The organism is Delftia sp. HK171, assembly GCF_001886655.1.
In the GTDB taxonomy this organism is placed as follows: domain Bacteria; phylum Pseudomonadota; class Gammaproteobacteria; order Burkholderiales; family Burkholderiaceae_C; genus Comamonas; species Comamonas acidovorans.
The window spans coordinates 5,294,602-5,311,592 of record NZ_CP018101.1; the positions used below are offsets into that span (position 1 = coordinate 5,294,602).

The 16,991-nt window shown below is 67.7% G+C and carries 15 protein-coding genes and 1 pseudogene; 8 read left to right on the plus strand and 8 right to left on the minus strand.

What is annotated here, in order from left to right:
* Positions 1–4 precede the first annotated feature (4 nt).
* Positions 5–643 (minus strand): PepSY-associated TM helix domain-containing protein, encoded by a 639-nt coding sequence (locus BO996_RS23650; RefSeq protein WP_013801140.1) that lies wholly within the window; start codon positions 641–643, stop codon positions 5–7.
* A gap of 228 nt (positions 644–871) precedes the next feature.
* On the opposite strand from BO996_RS23650, the gene BO996_RS23655 reads away from it, so the two are divergent.
* The 6 genes and pseudogenes from BO996_RS23655 to BO996_RS23680 all read left to right on the plus strand — a co-directional run bounded on the left by BO996_RS23655 (position 872) and on the right by BO996_RS23680 (position 7,303).
* A complete protein-coding gene (locus tag BO996_RS23655; protein ID WP_013801139.1) occupies positions 872–1,387 on the plus strand; it encodes a sigma-70 family RNA polymerase sigma factor in 516 nt (171 codons plus the stop codon).
* Positions 1,384–2,427: a FecR domain-containing protein gene (locus BO996_RS23660; protein WP_071956553.1), complete on the plus strand. Its 1,044-nt coding sequence runs from the start codon at positions 1,384–1,386 to the stop codon at positions 2,425–2,427. The genes BO996_RS23655 and BO996_RS23660 overlap by 4 nt, the downstream gene beginning before the upstream one ends.
* Positions 2,428–2,553: 126 nt before the next feature.
* Positions 2,554–5,070 carry a TonB-dependent siderophore receptor gene (locus tag BO996_RS23665; RefSeq protein ID WP_071956554.1) on the plus strand — a complete coding sequence of 839 codons (2,517 nt, stop codon included), beginning with the start codon at positions 2,554–2,556 and terminating at the stop codon, positions 5,068–5,070.
* A 156-nt stretch (positions 5,071–5,226) separates the two neighbouring features.
* A complete protein-coding gene (locus BO996_RS23670; RefSeq protein WP_071956555.1) occupies positions 5,227–6,315 on the plus strand; it encodes a Bug family tripartite tricarboxylate transporter substrate binding protein in 1,089 nt (362 codons plus the stop codon).
* Positions 6,316–6,535: 220 nt separating this feature from the next.
* The gene (locus BO996_RS23675) at positions 6,536–6,841 is read left to right on the plus strand and encodes a winged helix-turn-helix transcriptional regulator (RefSeq protein ID WP_012206858.1); all 306 of its coding nucleotides are present in this window, start codon (positions 6,536–6,538) and stop codon (positions 6,839–6,841) included.
* Positions 6,842–6,950: 109 nt separating this feature from the next.
* Positions 6,951–7,303: pseudogene (locus BO996_RS23680) on the plus strand (FKBP-type peptidyl-prolyl cis-trans isomerase).
* Between the two features lie 117 nt (positions 7,304–7,420).
* Here the strand turns inward: BO996_RS23680 and BO996_RS23685 are convergent.
* The 4 genes from BO996_RS23685 to ppsA all read right to left on the minus strand — a co-directional run bounded on the left by BO996_RS23685 (position 7,421) and on the right by ppsA (position 13,004).
* Complete coding sequence (locus BO996_RS23685; protein ID WP_043819156.1) at positions 7,421–7,945, minus strand: hypothetical protein; 525 nt, start codon at positions 7,943–7,945, stop codon at positions 7,421–7,423.
* A 187-nt stretch (positions 7,946–8,132) separates the two neighbouring features.
* A complete protein-coding gene (locus BO996_RS23690; RefSeq protein WP_071956556.1) occupies positions 8,133–10,223 on the minus strand; it encodes a VC_2705 family sodium/solute symporter in 2,091 nt (696 codons plus the stop codon).
* Entirely contained in the window at positions 10,216–10,596 is a 381-nt protein-coding gene (locus tag BO996_RS23695) for a DUF4212 domain-containing protein (protein ID WP_071956557.1), read from the minus strand. Before BO996_RS23695 ends, BO996_RS23690 begins: the two co-directional genes overlap by 8 nt.
* Positions 10,597–10,613: 17 nt before the next feature.
* Positions 10,614–13,004: a phosphoenolpyruvate synthase gene (gene ppsA / locus BO996_RS23700; RefSeq protein ID WP_012206863.1), complete on the minus strand. Its 2,391-nt coding sequence runs from the start codon at positions 13,002–13,004 to the stop codon at positions 10,614–10,616.
* Positions 13,005–13,213: 209 nt separating this feature from the next.
* Here ppsA and ppsR point away from each other — a divergent pair, with 209 nt between their 5' ends.
* Positions 13,214–14,035, plus strand: coding sequence for a posphoenolpyruvate synthetase regulatory kinase/phosphorylase PpsR (ppsR, locus tag BO996_RS23705; RefSeq protein ID WP_012206864.1), 822 nt, complete (start codon positions 13,214–13,216; stop codon positions 14,033–14,035).
* 15 nt (positions 14,036–14,050) lie between these two features.
* On the opposite strand, the gene BO996_RS23710 is transcribed toward ppsR, so the two are convergent.
* The gene (locus BO996_RS23710) at positions 14,051–14,995 is read right to left on the minus strand and encodes a LysR family transcriptional regulator (RefSeq protein ID WP_043819159.1); all 945 of its coding nucleotides are present in this window, start codon (positions 14,993–14,995) and stop codon (positions 14,051–14,053) included.
* Positions 14,996–15,139: 144 nt separating this feature from the next.
* Between BO996_RS23710 and BO996_RS23715 the strand changes: the two genes are divergently transcribed.
* Positions 15,140–15,430 carry a DUF2798 domain-containing protein gene (locus BO996_RS23715; RefSeq protein ID WP_071956558.1) on the plus strand — a complete coding sequence of 97 codons (291 nt, stop codon included), beginning with the start codon at positions 15,140–15,142 and terminating at the stop codon, positions 15,428–15,430.
* Between the two features lie 48 nt (positions 15,431–15,478).
* On the opposite strand, the gene BO996_RS23720 is transcribed toward BO996_RS23715, so the two are convergent.
* Complete coding sequence (locus BO996_RS23720; protein ID WP_071956559.1) at positions 15,479–16,603, minus strand: hemin-degrading factor; 1,125 nt, start codon at positions 16,601–16,603, stop codon at positions 15,479–15,481.
* Entirely contained in the window at positions 16,600–16,980 is a 381-nt protein-coding gene (locus BO996_RS23725) for a hypothetical protein (RefSeq protein ID WP_071957202.1), read from the minus strand. The genes BO996_RS23720 and BO996_RS23725 overlap by 4 nt, the downstream gene beginning before the upstream one ends.
* Positions 16,981–16,991 lie beyond the last annotated feature (11 nt).

Genomic DNA, 16,991 nt, shown 5'->3' on the forward strand with positions numbered 1-16,991 from the left:
GTTCTCAGTGGATCAACAGGAGGGCCAGCAGCATGGGAATCACCAGCCCCATGCCGACCATGGGCCAGGTGAAGGGGCGGTTGCCTGCATGCATCTTCAGGATGAACAGGCCCGTGACGGTGAACACCAGGCAGGCTGCGGCAAAGATGTCGATGAACCAGCTCCAGGCGGCGCCCGTGTTGCGGCCCTTGTGCAGGTCGTTCAGATAGGCGATCCAGCCCCGGTCGGTGCGCTCGTATTCGGCCTCGCCATCGGCCAGGGCAACGCGCACCCAGGCATCGCCGCCAGGGCGTGGCAGGGAGACATAGAGTTCGTCGGCCGTCCATTCGGCCTCGCGGCCCTCGGCCTCAAGGCCCCACTGGCCGCGCACCCAGTCCGCAAACGGCGCAGGCACGGGCGCCCGGTCGCGCGGCTGGCTGGCCTGCTGCTGGACCAACTGCACGCGCAGCGCATCGGGCAATGCCGCCTCGCCACGCACGATGCGCGGCTTGGACTCGATCTGCCCCGCATGGTTGAGCGTGAACCCCGTGACGGCAAACAGCAGCATGCCGATCAGGCACAGCGCGGAGCTGACCCAGTGCCACTCGTGCAGTGTCTTGAGCCAGTAGGAACGGCGCCGAGGGTCCGGTTTGGGGGATGTCATCGCAACAGAAAAAGGCGGCAGCGCCACGCGGCGTCAACCATCACGGATGGCGGGCACGGGAGCCCAGGAAAGGAAAGGCCCGGGGATTCTACCGCCCACAAATAAGAATTGATCGCATTTACACAAGCTTTACCGGCTTAATCGTGCGCCACGCCAAGGCGGTGCCAGCATCACTCAAAGTAAAATAAGAATGCTTATCACTTGCATCTCCCCCTCTTCACCCCCTTCGTGTCCTGTCCCGCCGTGACTCCCCACCAGGCCCTTGCCCATCTCTACCAGCAGCACCATGGCTGGCTGCGCACCTGGCTGCAGCGCCGGCTGGGCCATGCAGGCGATGCGGCAGATTTCGCACAGGACACCTACGTGCGCGTGATGGAGTCCCGCACCGAACTGTCCGAGATCCGGGAGCCCCGCGCCTTCCTCACCACGGTGGCCAAGCGCGTGATGGCCAACCACCTGCGCCGCCGAGAAATTGAACGCGCCTATCTGGACACGCTGGCGCTGCAGCCCGAGCCGCTGGCGCCCTCGCCCGAGGAACGCGCCATCGTGCTGGAGACGCTGTGCGAGCTGGACCGCCTGCTCGACGGCCTGCCGCCCAAGGTGCGCGCGGCCTTTCTGCACGCCCAGCTGGACGGCATGGCCTATGCCGAGATCGCGTTGCTGCTGCAGGTCTCGGTCAGCTCGGTCAAGCAGTACATGGCGCGCGCCATCCGGCATTGCTACTTCCCGGAACATGCGGCATGACACAGCGCTGCGCTGCCGGGCGCGTCCATGGCGCCGATGGCTCCACCCATAGTGCCGACCCCGCGCTGCCGCCTGACGTGGTCCACAGCGCCGTGGACTGGCTGGTGCAGCTGTGGTCAGGCGAGTGCACAGAGGAACAACGCGCGCAATGGCTGGACTGGCGCGCGGCCCATCCGCTGCATGAGCGGGCCTGGCAGCGCATCGAGGCCACGAATGCGCGGCTCAGGCTGCCTGACGCACGCCCGGACAGCGGTCCCCTCAATGGACCCCTTGCCACGGCCACGCTGGCGCGCAGCCTCAAGACCTCCCAGGCACGCCGCCGCCTGCTGGCCAGCGTCGCTGGCCTGGCCGGCGCAGGTGCTGCGGCATGGACTGCGCATGAGCGCCTGCCCTGGCAGGCCTGGAATGCCGATGTCAGCACCGCCAAGGGCGAGCGGCGCTCCCTGCAGTTGCCCGATGGCACGCAGCTGCTGCTCAACACCGAGACGTCCGTGGACCTTGCCTTCGACGACCAGCTGCGCCGCGTGCTGCTGTTGCGCGGCGAGCTGATGGTCACCACCGCCCATGACACGGCCCAGCCCGCGCGCCCCTTTGTGGTGGACACGCCCGCGGGCAGGCTGCGCGCCCTGGGCACGCGTTTCACGGTGCGCCATGACATGGAGACTGCGGATACGCGCGTGGCCGTTTTCGAGGGTGCGGTCGAGGCCCGCAGCCGCACGGGCGAGTTGCTGCGTGTCGACAGCGGCGAAGCCGCAAGGCTCAGTGCCACGCAGGCGCTGCCGGCCGGCGCGGCCGGCGAGGGGCCGGGCTGGGACGAAGGCGTGCTCGTGGCCTCGGACATGCGCCTGGACCGCTTCATCGACGAACTGCGCCGCTACCGACCCGGGCTGATCACGCTGGCACCCGAGGTGGCCGGGTTGCGCCTGTCGGGCGTCTTCCCGCTCGCCGATACGGACCGCATCCTGCAGTCCCTGGTACAGGTGCTGCCCGTGCGCATCCATGTGCCGGTGCGCTACTGGGTGCGCATAGGTCCGGCATGAAGAGAAGGCGGCGGGACAACGCGGCCCGGTGACATCGGTCTGTACCTTTTCCCATCTCGCGTGACAAGCAGGGGAGAGGCGCTTTGCGGCGCCATGTTTCCTCCCTGATCCAAAGACCGCACCAACATGTCCGACCTCCATCACCAGCGCCGCCTCGCTACCGCGGCGGCACGCGTCCTCCGCCCCGCGCAGCCTGCGCCCGTGTTCCACCTGTCCGCATTGACCCTGGCCCTGGCCGCCGCACTGGCGAGCCTGTCCGCCCTGCCCTTGCCCGCGAATGCCCAGGGCCAGGGCCAGACAGGTACCGAGCGCACCCAGGCCTACGACATTCCGGCAGGACCGCTGGAGGCCGCGCTCACGCGCTTCGCCAAGGCCTCGGGCGTGCTGCTGGCCTATACGCCCGAGCTGGTGCGCGATCTGCAAAGCCCGGGCCTGCAGGGCAGCCATGCGCCGGCCGAGGCGCTGACCCGCCTGCTGGCGGGCTCGGGCCTGGCGGCCGCGACCTCGGGCAACGGCGGCTATACGCTGCGCCGCTCGCAGGCATCGCCTGCGTCCTCGACAGCGCCTGCCGCCTCAGCCGTGGGCGCCACCACGCTGGGCGCGGTGCACGTCACCGCCAAGGCCGAGGTCGGCAGCGCCACGGAAGGCACGGGCGCCTACACCGCGACCGGAGCCAGCAGCACGGCCACGGGCCTGGGCCTGTCGCTGCGCGAGACGCCGCAGTCGGTGAGCGTGATGACGCGCCAGCGCATGGACGACTTCAAGCTGGAGACGCTGACCGACGTGCTGGAGCAGACGCCCGGCGTGGCCGTGGTCCGCCAAAGCGAGATGACCACCTTCAACGTGCGCGGCTCCAGAGTCAACCTGCAGACCGATGGCAGCCGCCAGCTCACCAATGGCTGGGGCTGGAACACGCACATCATGTACTCGCTGGACGATCTGGCCGAGATCGACCGCGTTGAAGTGCTCAAGGGCTCGTCGGGCCTGATCAATGGTGACGGCGCCTACGGAGCCACGGTCAACCTGATCCGCAAGCGCCCCACGCGCGACTTCCAGGCCAGCGCAATGGCCAGCGCGGGCAGCTGGGGCACCTACCGCGCCGATGCCGACATTGCCGGTCCGCTGAACCAGGAAGGCAGCCTGCGCGGCCGCCTGGTGGCCTCGCGCAAGAGCGGCGACAGCTTCCGCGACCACCAGCACAGCAACAGCTCCATGCTGTACGGCACGCTGGAATACGACCTCACCCCCGACACCCTGCTGAGCGCCGGCATCACCTACCGCCAGCGCGAGCTGCGCGGCTCGGGCGGCACCACGCCCATCCAGGGCTATACGGGCACCGGCCAGTTCGTCGGCTGGATGCCGCGCTCGCTGAACATCGCCGCGCCCTGGTCGGGCTACGAGCAGGAGTCGCTCAACAGCTTCGCGCGCCTGGAGCACCGCTTTGCCAGCGGCTGGAAGGCCAAGCTGCAGATGTCGCATGAAGAGGTGAAGACGCCCGACATGCAGATCGGCCTGCTGCGCTACGCCCTGCCCAGCTCGGCCCAGTTCGCGGCCTACAAGGACATCGAGTCCCGCAACCAGAACATCAGCATCGACGTGCAGGGCCCGTTCACGCTGTTCGGCCGCCAGCATGAGTTGCTGGTGGGCGCGGGCGCCGCACGCAACCGCACCACGCTGCTGCGCGGCGCGCGCCCCGGCCTGGACCTGCCGCAGGTGGACTTCAGCCAGGGCGGCGCAGCCATCCCGGCGCCAGCGGACAACATCCCCTATTCCAACGACCTGTTCAGCAACAAGCGCAGCTATCTCTACAGCGCGGCACGCCTCAATCTGGCCGATCCGCTGAAGCTGATCGCCGGCCTGCGCGTGACCAACTACGACCAGAAGGATGTGACCGACATCAGCTGGTACAACTACAACATGCGCGAGCACGGCGTGGTCACGCCCTATGCGGGCCTGGTGTATGACGTCAGCCCGAACATCTCGCTGTATGGCAGCTACGCCAGCATCTTCAAGGCGCAAAGCGCCAAGGATCTGCAGGAACGCACCCTGCCGCCCGAGGAGGGCCTGACCTACGAGATCGGCGCCAAGGGCGAATTCTTCGACAAGCGGTTGAACGCCAGCGTCGCCCATTTCTGGATGCGCACCGACAACACGGCCGTGGAAGACGGGCTCATGCCCAATGGCGAAACGGCCTACCGCGCGGTCCAGGGCGCGCGCAGGCGCGGCTTCGAACTGGAACTGTCCGGCGAGCTGGCCAAGGGCTGGCAGGCCCAGGGCAGCTACGTGACCATCAACAGCAATCTGGACAACGCCGCCACCAGCCCGCGCCACCAGTTCAAGCTGGGCACCACCTACCGCTTCGCGCAGGGCGCGCTGTCCGGCCTGACCGTGGGTGGCGCCGCGCGCTGGCAGAGCGCCATCTCCACCAGCCGCGGCGCCGCCACGCTGCGCCAGGACGCCTACTGGGTGATGGACCTGATGGCGCGCTACCAGATCAACCGCCATCTCAGCATCGCGGCCAACGTCAACAACCTGTTCGACAAGCACTATTTCTCTGGCGTGACCAACTTCAATGCCCAGGGCCTGTACTACACCTGGGGTGCGCCGCGCAGCGTCAACGTGAGCATGCGTTACGACTTCTGAGCGTTGAAGGACCGCACCGGCCCAGGAACCCCAGAGCCGCGCGGGCCGGACTGCGCTGTACTGTGTTGTGTCAAGCAGCTGACGCACATGCTTACATAATCTGCCTTTCTGATTCATTTGCGCCCACAATGGCGCGCGAACCCGATTGGAGACTGCATGCGCCTTCCGAGCTTTTCGCAAACCGCCGCCAACGCCGCCCATACCGCCGCCCATACCGCCGATGGAACGCGCCAGAACCGCCGCCAGATGCTGGCCCAGGGCGCTGCCCTGGCCATGCTGTGCTCTCCTCTGGCCCATGCCGCACCGCCAGCGGCAGCACCTGCAGCCCATGCGCCACGGGCTGCCGGCACCGCCCAGCGCGTGGCGACCAGCCTGCGCATCGTCATTCCGGCCAATGCCGGCGGCGGCTGGGACCAGACCGGCCGCGCGCTGGGCGTGGCCCTGGTGGCCAGCGGCGCGGCCGAGCGCGTGGAGTATGAAAACGTGGGCGGCAAGGGAGGCACCATCGGCCTGGCCCAGTTTGCCGAGCGCCATGGCAAGGACCCCGACGCCTTGCTGATCGGCGGCATGGTGATGGTCGGTGCGGTGGCACTGCAAAAGCCGGCCGTCAACATGTCGCATGTGCAGCCGATTGCCCGCCTGACCAGCGACTACCTGGTCGTGGCCGTACCGGCCGACTCCCCCATCCGCAATGCCAAGGACCTGGTGGCCGCGCTGCGCAGCGACCTGGCCCACCAGTCGTTTGCGGGTGGCTCGGCCGGTGGCGTGGACCACATGTTCGCCGGCCTGCTCACGCGCGCGGCCAAGGCGGCGCCCGAGCAACTGGTCTACAAGCCCTTTCCTGGCGGCGCCCAGGTGGTGGAGGCCTTGCTCAAGGGCGATGCGCGCATGGGCGTGTCCGGCTACAGCGAGTTCAGCGAGGCGCTGGCCAGCGGCAAGCTGCGCGCCATCGGCGTGTCCTCGCGCCGCAGCCTGTTCGGCCTGCCCTCGTTCCGCGAGCAGGGGCTGGATGCGGACATGGCCAACTGGCGCGCCGTCTTCACCGGCAAGCAGGTCAGCGCCGCACGTGCCCAGGCCCTGCTGGGCGCCGTGGAGCAGGCCACGCAGCACGAGAGCTGGCAACGCGCCCTGCGCCAGAACCGCTGGGAGCCTTCCTGGCAGGCGGGCCGCGATTTCAACGGCTTTCTGGAGCTGGAGCACACCACGGCCAGCGTGATGACCTATCTGCTCAAACTCAAGAGCTGAGAAACCGCCGCGCAGCGGGCAGACCACGTGGCGGGCCTGCAACACTGGCTTGGTCATACGCGTATTCCTCTAGCGTGGGGCATTGCCGCTGTGGGTTTTGAGCTACCAAACTTGTAGCAGAATGGATCCAGAGCTATAGTTCCCCGGGACTTGGCTCGGCGCGCGTCCCACCCGGACGCACCCGCCGGCTCACCCACACCATTGCGCAAGGAGAAGCGTCATGAGCTCCAAGGAAAACGCCGCCATCAACCAGCTGTTCGAGAAACTCGAATGCCGCTACGCGTTGCGCGTGCTGTGGGCGCTGCGTGACGGTCATCCTCAGACCTTTCGACTGCTGCAAGACAGCGTGGGCGGCATCACGCCCAACACGCTGAACACCCGCATCAAGGAGCTGCGCGAGTGCGGGCTGCTGGAGCATGGCTCCGACGGCTACACCGTGACGCTGGCCGGCCAGGACCTGCTCAAGCGCCTGTCCGATGTGCAGGCCTTTGCCAACCGCTGGGTGGCCGCGCGCGCCAAGAAGTGATGTCAGGCCGGGCGCGGCACCAGGCGCCACGGCCTCTTCCCGCGCAGGGCCACCGGCCCGCCGGGTCGTCTCCTTTCCCCCTACCGTTTCTCTCTCAAGGAATACCACCATGGCTTTCACCACCACCGCATCCGGCCTGCAGTATGAAGACACCGTCGTGGGCGACGGCGCCGAAGCCCAGCGCGGCCGCAGCGTGACCGTGCATTACACGGGCTGGCTCTACAACAACGGCGTGCAGGGCGCCAAGTTCGACTCCAGCAAGGACCGCAACGATCCCTTCGTCTTCCCCCTGGGCGGCGGTATGGTGATCAAGGGCTGGGATGAAGGCGTGCAAGGCATGAAGGTGGGCGGCCAGCGTACCCTGATCATCCCGGCCGAGCTGGGCTATGGCGCCCGCGGCGCCGGCGGCGTGATCCCCCCAACGCCACGCTGAAGTTCGACGTGGAGCTGCTGGCCGTCTGAGCCTGCACCCACAGGTTCATGCAAGGGCAAGGTGCGAAGGCGCCTTGCCCTTTTTCATTGCCGGGCCACCCCAAGATGAAAAGCGCACCCTTGGCGCGCGTGAGTGCAATTCCTCATTCAAGGCGCCTTGCCGAACAGCGCCTCATGCAGCGGCAGGTAGCTGGCAGGACTGGCCGCCTCGCGCAGGCGCGGCGCCAGCGCCACCAGCTGGTCGTAGCCCATGGCCGCTTCCACGGCAAGGTTGAGCCGGAACCCCTTCAGGCCCAGGTTGGCCGTGATGGCCACGGCCAGCGGATAGGCGTTGCGATAGCGCACGGCCAGCGATGGCTCGGACTGCGCGGGGGCATCGCCAGTCGAATCCGTGGACGAAGCCGCTGCAGCAGGCGCGGCAGGGACCGAAGGCACCGCAACGGCCACCACGCCCAGCCGGGGCTCGGCCGCGTCGCGCGGTGCCAGCCATTCGCGCTCCACCAGCGCCAGGATCTCGTCCTGCGTCACGCCCATGCCGGCCACGGCCTGCAGCACCTGCGCCAGGCTGCGTTGCCCGTCAAACAGCAAAAAGGCCGAGCGCAACCGGGGCGAGAGATCGGCATGGCGTTCCTTGAATGCCTGTTGGCCGGCGGACGTTTTCACAAAATGCATGGCGGACGGGATTCTCTGCAAGGGATCGGATCGGACACGGCTCGCAGCGTGTCATGAGCCTCCGGCTCCCAAAAGCGGGTTTTCCAGCACGCACGGGCTTCAGTGGGGCCGGCAATGATCCAGATCTGCCAAAAGCGCAAAAACGGGGCAGAAAATGGCCATCCTCCCGCCCGGCGGCCTCTGCCCGTCAGGACGCTTTTGCGGGCACGGAACGCGCCGGGGCCCGGCGGCGCGGGTCCAGGCAGCTGACCAGCCAGGTCACCAGCAGGCCGGCCGGCACGCCGAAGACGCCCGATGAAATCGGCTGTATGCCCCACCACAGGCGCGCGTGCAGCGCTTCGGGCAGCACGGGCTGCAGTGCCGGCACATGCGAGACCATGTAGTACAGCGTGACGCCCAGCCCGGCCAGCATGCCGGCCACGGCGCCCCGGCGCGTGGTGCCACGCCAGAAGATGCCCAGCACCATGGCCGGCACGAAGGCCGAGGCCGCCAGCGAGAACGATGCCGTGACCATGGGCAGGATGTCCGAGGAACGGCGTGAGGCCACGAAGGCGGCCGACAGCGCCATCACCAGCAGTGCGAACTTGGACAGGATCACGCGCTGCTCGGGCGAGGCGCGGCGGCGGCGCTCGCGAAAGTACAGGTCGCGCACCAGCGCGTTGCTGATGGTCAGCAGCAGTCCATCGGCCGTGGACAGCGCCGCAGCCAGGCCGCCGGCCGCCACCAGGCCGGAGACCACGTAGGGCATGCCGCCCAGCTCGGGCGTGGCCAGCATGATGAGGTCGGCGCCCATGCGGATTTCGCCGAACTGCAGCACGCCGTCGCCGTTGACATCCTCCACGGCCAGCAAGGAGGCATCCACCCTGGCCCACTGCGCCATCCAGTTGGGCAGCTCGTCAAAGCGGATGCCCACGAGGTTGTTCATGACCTCGAACTTGACCAGCACGGCCAGGGCCGGCGCGCTCATGTACAGCACGCCGATGAAGAACAGCGTCCAGCCCACCGAGGCCCGCGCCCCCGACACCGAGGGCGCCGTGTAGTAGCGCGTGAGCAAATGCGGCAGGCCGGCCGTGCCGGCCATGAGGCAGAACATCAGCGCCAGGAAGTTGCGCCGGCTGTCCTCGTAGACCTGCTGCTCCTGGGGCGATCCGTCGGGGTTGCCGGCGAATGGCAGGCTGTGCAGCGGGATGCCGCCCAGCGGCTTCTCGCGCTCGCGCATTTCCTGCAGCTGGCGTGTCCACAGCGCGCGCGCGGCGGCTTCGTCGCGCGGCATGGCGGCCAGTTCGCGGCTGGCGGCCATGATGGCGCCGATATCGCCGCTGCGCGTGCGCAGATCGCGTATGCGCTCGGCCAGCGCCTGGCGCTCGGCGGCCAGAACGCGCGGCACGTCCTTGAGCTTGTCCTCCAGCACCTCGGCGCGCAGGCGGTAGGCGGCGATCACCTCCTGCTCGGCCGGCGAGTCCAGCAGGCGCTGCTCCATCTCCGCAATCTGGCTGAGCTGGGCCGTATAGGCCAGCGGCGCCACGGGATTGCCCATCTGCCGGTAGGCCAGCCAGGACACGGGGATCAGAAAGGCCAGCAGGATCACCACGTACTGCGCGACCTGGGTCCAGGTGATGGCGCGCATGCCGCCCAGGAAGGAGCACAGCAGCACGCCGCCCAGGCCCAGCATGATGCCGATCTCGAACTGCACGCCCGTCAGCCGCGAGGCGATCAGCCCCACGCCGTAGATCTGCGCCACCACATAGGTGAACGAGCAGATCACGGCCGCCAGCGCCGCGATCACGCGCGGCCAGCGCCCGCCGTAGCGCTGCTGGAAGAAATCGGGAATGGTGTAGAGCTTCATCGCCCGCAGGTGCGGCGCGATCAGCATGGCAACCAGGCAAAAGCCGCCCGTCCAGCCCAGCAGGTAGGCCAGTCCGCCGGCCTGGCCCGGCACGCCGGCAAAGCCCTGCAGGTACAGCGCCCCCGACAGGCTGATGAACGAGGCCGCGCTGACCCAGTCCGCCGCAGCCGCCATGCCGTTGTAGAAGGGCGGAATGCGCCGGCCCGCGACGTAGTACTCCTCGGGGTCGCTGGTGCGCAGGTACACGCCGATGGCCGCATAGACCATGACGGTGAAGAACAGGAAGATGGGGCCTATCCAGTGGCGGGACAGGCCTTGCTGCTCGGCCCAGAACATGAGGGCCAGAAAACCCAGCACGCCGAGCGTGTACAGGGCCACGATGCGGTGCAGCCGCCAGTGGGAGGCCGCCGTCAGCGGGGCGCGCTCAGCCATGGCCGGGAGGCGATGGCTGAGCGGACGGTTGCGTATCGGCCGATGGGGATGCGGGAGCCGGTGCCGTTGCAAAAGCGGCCCGGGCCTCGCGGCGCTCGAAATGGTCCATGGACAGACAATAGACGATGACGATGGCCAGGAACATCAGGACTGCCCCCTGGGCCGCGAACCAGTAGGCCAGCGGCCAGTCCGGCATCAGCGCCTGCAGGTCGCGCGCGTAGTAGCAGGCGCCAAAGGAGACAGCCACCCAGACCGCGAACAGCACGGCCTTGAGCCAGAGATGGCGGATGTCGTGCAGGTCGGGGGCGAAGGTCTCGCCTTCGGACGGTCCCCCGACCGCGTCGTCATGCAAGTGCGCTTTCGGCGTATGCATGGCGACGCTGCCAGCCCTTACTGCGCCAGGCGCTGCCAGGTGGCGACCACGCTGTCGGGATTCAGCGAGATGGAGGCAATGCCTTCGTCAGCCAGCCATTGGGCGAAGTCCGGGTGGTCCGAAGGGCCCTGGCCGCAGATGCCCACGTACTTGCCCTGGTCCAGGCAGGCCTTGATGGCGCGCGACAGCATCTTGCGCACGGCGGGGTCGCGCTCGTCGAAGTCGGCAGCCAGCAGCTCCAGGCCAGAGTCGCGGTCCAGGCCCAGCGTCAGCTGGGTCAGGTCGTTGGAGCCGATGGAGAAGCCGTCGAAGAACTCGAGGAACTCGTCGGCCAGGATGGCGTTGGAGGGCACCTCGCACATCATGATGAGCTTGAGTTCGTTGTCGCCGCGCTTGAGGCCGTTGGCCGCCAGCAGCTGGGTGACGCGCTCGGCCTGCTTGAGCGTGCGCACGAAGGGAATCATGATCTGCACGTTGGTCAGGCCCATGTCCTCGCGCACGCGGCGCAGTGCCTCGCACTCCATGCGGAAGGCCTCGCCGAAGTCCTCGGAGATGTAGCGCGCGGCGCCACGGAAGCCCAGCATGGGGTTCTCTTCCTCGGGCTCGTAGCGGCTGCCGCCGATGAGCTTGCGGTACTCGTTGGACTTGAAGTCCGACATGCGCACGATGACGGGCTTGGGCCAGAAGGCGGCGGCAATCGTGGCCACGCCTTCGGCAACCTTGTCCACATAGAAGGCACGGGGCGAGGCATGGCCGCGGGCCACGGACTCGACGGCCTTCTTGAGGTCGGCATCGACGGCGGGGTAGTCCAGGATGGCCTTGGGGTGCACGCCGATGTTGTTGTTGATGATGAACTCCAGGCGGGCCAGGCCCACGCCCTCGTTGGGCAGCTGGGCGAAGTCGAAGGCCAGCTGGGGGTTGCCCACGTTCATCATGATCTTGGTCTTGATGGCGGGCATCTCGCCACGCTGCACTTCGGTGATCTCGGTCTCGATCAGGCCGTCGTAGATCTTGCCGGTATCGCCTTCGGCGCAGCTCACGGTGACCAGGGTGCCGTCCTTGAGCAGGTCGGTGGCGTTGCCGCAGCCGACCACGGCCGGAATGCCCAGTTCGCGCGCAATGATGGCCGCGTGGCAGGTACGGCCGCCACGGTTGGTGACGATGGCCGAGGCGCGCTTCATCACCGGCTCCCAGTTGGGATCGGTCATGTCGGTCACCAGCACGTCGCCGGGCTGGACCTGGTCCATGTTGGCGATGTCATTGACCAGGCGCACGGGGCCCGTGCCGATCTTCTGGCCAATGGCGCGGCCTTCGGCCAGCACATTGCCCGTGCCCTTGAGGGCGTAGCGCTGCTCGGCCTGGCCCTTGGCCTGGCTCTTCACGGTCTCGGGGCGGGCCTGCAGGATGTAGAGCTGGCCGTCCGTACCGTCCTTGCCCCACTCGATGTCCATGGGGCGGCCATAGTGCTGCTCGATGACCAGGGCATAGTGGGCCAGCTGCTGCACGTCCTCGTCGGACAGCGAGTAGCGGTTGCGCAGCTCATGGGCCACGTCGGTGGTCTTGACCAGCTTGCCGCTGGCGGCCTTTTCCTCGGGCGAGGCAAAGACCATCTGGATCAGCTTGGAGCCCAGGTTGCGGCGGATCAGGGCCTTCTTGCCGGCCTTGAGCATGGGCTTGTGCACATAGAACTCGTCAGGATTGACGGCGCCCTGCACCACGGTCTCGCCCAGGCCGTAGCTGGAGGTGATGAAGACGACTTCCTCGAAGCCCGATTCGGTGTCGATGGTGAACATCACGCCGGCCGCGCCCAGGTCGGAACGCACCATGCGCTGCACGCCGGCCGACAGGGCCACCACGTCGTGGGCAAAGCCCTTGTGCACGCGGTAGGAGATGGCGCGGTCGTTGTACAGCGAGGCGAACACTTCCTTCATCTTGTGCAGCACCGACTCGATGCCCACCACGTTCAGGAAGGTTTCCTGCTGGCCGGCGAACGAAGCGTCGGGCAGGTCTTCGGCCGTGGCCGAGGAGCGCACGGCGAACGAGGCCGCCTCGTTGCCGCCCTGCAGGCGCACGAATTCCTCGCGGATGGCCTGCTCCAGATCGGCCGGGAAGGGCTGGTTCTCGACCAGGGCACGGATTTCGGCACCGACCTGGGCCAGGGCGCGGACATCTTCCACGTCCAGGGCGGCCAGCTTGGCGCTGATCTTGTCGGCCAGGCCGTCGTGGGCCAGGAACTGGCGGAAGGCGTGGGCCGTGGTGGCAAAGCCCGTGGGAACGCGCACGCCTTGCGGCAGCTGCGAGATCATTTCGCCGAGCGAGGCGTTCTTGCCGCCTACGGACTCGACATCGGTCATCCTCAGTTGTTCAAACGGAACGACGAGGGCGGTGGCCTCGAACAGTTGAGACATGGGAAAGCTCCAGAAGTTGAAAACCGTCGTGCGCCGCCCCGGCTGCCAAAGCCGGGCACGGTCGATCCATCCACGCAGGCGTGCGCGAGGCTTTGCTGTTCTGGTTGGAGGCCGGCAGCGAGCATGGATGGGAAATTGGGAATAATGGGCGCCATTGTAGGCGTTTGCCGTGAACCGACGGCAGCCCCCCTGTCCAGAGTCCGACCACCATGCACACCCACACCATCTTCGTCATCTCCGATGGCACTGGCATTACAGCCGAGACCTTCGGCACGGCCATCATGGCCCAGTTCGACACCAAGTCGCGCCTGGTCCGCATCCCCTTCGTGGACACCATGGACAAGGTGCACCAGGCCGTGCGCCAGATCAACCATGTGGCCGAGTCGGAAAGCCACAAGCCCATCGTCTTCACCACCCTGGTCAACCAGGACATGCTCGACCTGATCGAGAGCCAGTGCAAGGGCAAGGTGTTCGACATGTTCGGCACCTTCGTGCGGCCGCTGGAGCTGGAGCTGGGCCAGAAATCGCTGCACCGCGTGGGCCGCTTCGCCGACATCAGCGAGAGCAAGGAGTACCTGGAGCGCATGGAGGCCATCAACTACACGCTGGCCCATGACGACGGCCAGACCCACCAGGACCTGACGGGCGCCGACGTGATCCTGGTCGGCGTCTCGCGCAGCGGCAAGACCCCCACCAGCCTGTACCTGGCCATGCAGTTCGGCCTCAAGGTGGCCAACTACCCGCTGATCCCCGAGGATTTCGAGCGCAAGCAGCTGCCGCCCGCCCTGGTGCCCTCGCGCAAGAAGCTGTTCGGCCTGACCATCGATCCGCAGCGCCTGTCCAGCATCCGCAACGAACGCCGGCCCGACTCCAAGTACGCCAGCCTCGTCAATTGCCGCTACGAGGTGGCCGAGGCCGAATCCATGATGCGCCGCAGCGGCATACCGTGGCTGTCGAGCACGACCAAGTCCATCGAGGAAATCGCCACCACCATCCTGCAGGAGGTGCTGCCCCAGCACCTGGGGCACTAGCCTCCCCTGCGCTGCTCAGGCCGGGACGTTCCAGCGCAGCATGGGCTGCTGCGGCAGCGTCTCGACCAGGTAGTCCACCAGGGCCCGCACCTTGGTCGGCACGTACTGGCGGTCGCGAAAGCAGGCGAAGAAATCCAGCGTGGTGTCCTCGAAATGCAGCTGCCCCTTGCGCGCCGGGCCCAGGGCCAGCGGCTGCAGCAGTCCTTCGCGCATGTAGCGGTGGGCAATGAAGCTGCCGATCCAGACAATGCCGCCCCCGGCCACGGCCATCTCGGTGAGTGCATCGACATCGCTGGCGATGGCGGTCACGCGCAGCTGCGGGTCCACACGCTTGCCGTCGCGTGAAAACGGCCAGCGCATGAAGCGGCCATCGGCCTCGCGCCGGTACAGCAGGCAGGCATGGTCCAGCAGATCCTGGGCCGTCCGTGGCCTGCCATGGGCCTGCAGATAGGCCGGTGATGCACACAGCACGCGCGGCACGGCCGCCAGCTGGCGCACGGCCATGCCGGGCTCCAGCACATCGCGGTAACGCACGCTGATGTCCACATCTTCCTTGAGCACATCCACCTGCCGGTCCACCACCAGCAACTCCAGCTCCAGCCGGGGATGCTGCGCGGCAAAGGCCGGCAGCAGCGGCGCCAGCACATGGCGGCCAAAGGCTGCCATGCAGGCGATGCGCAGCCGGCCCTGCAACTCGCCGTGCAGCTGGGACAGGTCGGACTGCGCTTTTTCCAGCTCCTGCAGCACGGGGCCCACGCGCGCCAGATAGCGCTCGCCCGCCTCGGTCAACGCCATGGATCGCGTGGTGCGCGTGATCAGCCGCGTGCCCAGCTCGCGCTCCAGCCGGGCGATGTTCTGGCTGGCCGCCGCCGGAGAAATGCCCAGCTGGCGCGCAGCCGAGGCAATGGAGCCGCCTTCCAGGGCTTTGACGAAGGTCTCGATGGAGCGCAGATTAGGCACAAAAAACTATGGATGAAAAATGGATTCATCAATATAGCTTACGAGTGCACCAAGCTGCAGCCCTCTACACGGCAGCACGGGCCTTGCCTACAGTCCTGCACTTGCCGCGCCGAATCGACAAGCGGCCTGACCGGATCCGTGTCCATGCCTCCTACCTCCGCATCTACCTCTGCCTCTGCCTCCATTTCCCCTGCAGCCCCCCGCAGCCGCAAGCTGCACCGCCGCTTCGCACCCATCGTCTTTGCCTTCTACATGTCGGCAATCATGGCGTTTCTGATGTGCTGCGCCATCGTCGGCGCCAACAGTGGCCTGGGCGCCGACTACCTGCGGCGCGTGATACAGGCCTATGTGCTGGCCATGCCCGTGGCCTTTGTCTGCGTGATGGTGGTGCGTCCGCTGGTGGGCAAGCTGGTGGCCGCCACCGTGCATCTCTGACGCGGCCCGTCGCAGGGCCGGACCGTTGTTTTCAGGGCCTGGGTGCGCTCAGGCCAGCGCCTGCACTGCCAGGCGCGGCAGGCCCGCCACCAGTTCGCGCCAGCCGGGCAACTCGGCCCGGCCCGGCTTGCGCTCGCCAAAGAACATGGCCATCAGGTCGCCCTGGGCATCGAAGGCCTCGACCGAGGTGACCACGCCATCGGCCGTGGGCTTTTGCACGGCCCAGACGCTGGCGATCAGGTCGCAGCGCAGATGCAGGTTGAAATTCGGGTCCATCACATTGATCCACTGTGCGCCGCCGGGCGTGTCCATGGGCTGGATGTTGTGCACGGGGCCGGTGTGGATCTGTATGCAGCCGCCGCTGTCCACGAAGACCATGATGGGCAGGCCGTCCACGGCCGCATCGCCCAGCAACTGGGCCACGGACTCGGGCGCCAGCCGCGCGCAGTGGCCGGGCACCAGGCGGAAGGCCTGCTGGCGCTCGGCGCCAAACCGGCGCAGCAGATCGAAGAATTCATGCGTGTCCTGCATGGCGGCCCAGGCAGTGCTCAGGCCGGGCACGTCGATGGCCTCGTCGGCCTGCGGCAGCGCACGCGGGCGGGCATGGCGGAACAGGTAACCAGCGCTGGGCTCGGCGAAACGCTGCACCAGCGCCTCCCACGCCTGCAGGTCGGTGGACTCGCGCGCATGGACCTTGTGCACGGCACGGCCCTGCGCATTGAAGAACTGCAGGCTGCGCATGGCCGGCCTGCCGGCATGGGCAGGCTGCTCGGTCACGGCATAGCCGGCATGCCATTGGGCAAAGAACATTCGCAGGTCGATGTCGCGGCCCAGGGCAAGGCCCACGCCGCCGTTGGCCGAAAGCTTCTGGTAGACCCCGGTCTTTTCGTGGACCGTGGACTCGTTGCGCGTCAGCGCCATCACGGGGCCGCAGTCCTGCAAGCCCTTCAGGATGGCCAGCCATTCGGCGCGCAGCGGCACGGCCTGGAGGCTGCCCTCATGCTGGCCCGCATGCGCGGCAATGGCGGCGCCTTCCGGCAGGCCCAGGGAATCGGCGGCCTCCTTGGCGCGCAGGCCACCCTGGCGCGCCCGCGCAAAGCGCTGGCGGACTGCGGGAGCATCGACGGGAATCAGGAGACCGCCCTCCTCGGCATCGTGGACGGCGCTGCTCATTGCAGGGTGTCCAGCGGTGCGTGCCAGAGCGCATGGGGCACCGGCTGGGCTGCATGGGCTGCATGGGCTCCAGGCAGGGACACTCCGGCATCGGACACGGCGCGGTGCGAGCGCGACGGCGCGCCCGCATCGGCCACTGCCTGCCAGCGTTGCTGCAGCCGCCCCAGCAGGGCGCGCATGTCATGGGACAAGCCGCCCGCGCAGGCCAGGTTTTCGAGCTGCTCGGCCACCCGGGCGGCCATGGCCGGCCTATGGGTGTCGCAGCAGCCGTGGCCGAAGCCGGTCATCAGGGCCAGCGTGGCAGCCAGCGCGGCCTCGTTCTCGGGCAGCAGGTATTCCTCGTCCTGGGCAAGGCTCTCACTCTTGGATGGATGCATGGGGTTCTCCT

Excerpts from the sequence above, each read along its gene's own strand:
- BO996_RS23690 (WP_071956556.1), bottom strand. The coding sequence starts at position 10,223 with ATGGCTGAGCGCGCCCCGCTGACGGCGGCCTCCCACTGGCGGCTGCAC.
- BO996_RS23675 (WP_012206858.1), top strand. The coding sequence starts at position 6,536 with ATGAGCTCCAAGGAAAACGCCGCCATCAACCAGCTGTTCGAGAAACTC.
- BO996_RS23715 (WP_071956558.1), top strand. The coding sequence starts at position 15,140 with ATGCCTCCTACCTCCGCATCTACCTCTGCCTCTGCCTCCATTTCCCCT.
- BO996_RS23660 (WP_071956553.1), top strand. The coding sequence starts at position 1,384 with ATGACACAGCGCTGCGCTGCCGGGCGCGTCCATGGCGCCGATGGCTCC.
- BO996_RS23650 (WP_013801140.1), bottom strand. The coding sequence starts at position 643 with ATGACATCCCCCAAACCGGACCCTCGGCGCCGTTCCTACTGGCTCAAG.
- BO996_RS23685 (WP_043819156.1), bottom strand. The coding sequence starts at position 7,945 with ATGCATTTTGTGAAAACGTCCGCCGGCCAACAGGCATTCAAGGAACGC.
- BO996_RS23725 (WP_071957202.1), bottom strand. The coding sequence starts at position 16,980 with ATGCATCCATCCAAGAGTGAGAGCCTTGCCCAGGACGAGGAATACCTG.
- ppsR (WP_012206864.1), top strand. The coding sequence starts at position 13,214 with ATGCACACCCACACCATCTTCGTCATCTCCGATGGCACTGGCATTACA.
- BO996_RS23695 (WP_071956557.1), bottom strand. The coding sequence starts at position 10,596 with ATGCATACGCCGAAAGCGCACTTGCATGACGACGCGGTCGGGGGACCG.
- ppsA (WP_012206863.1), bottom strand. The coding sequence starts at position 13,004 with ATGTCTCAACTGTTCGAGGCCACCGCCCTCGTCGTTCCGTTTGAACAA.
- BO996_RS23670 (WP_071956555.1), top strand. The coding sequence starts at position 5,227 with ATGCGCCTTCCGAGCTTTTCGCAAACCGCCGCCAACGCCGCCCATACC.
- BO996_RS23665 (WP_071956554.1), top strand. The coding sequence starts at position 2,554 with ATGTCCGACCTCCATCACCAGCGCCGCCTCGCTACCGCGGCGGCACGC.
- BO996_RS23720 (WP_071956559.1), bottom strand. The coding sequence starts at position 16,603 with ATGAGCAGCGCCGTCCACGATGCCGAGGAGGGCGGTCTCCTGATTCCC.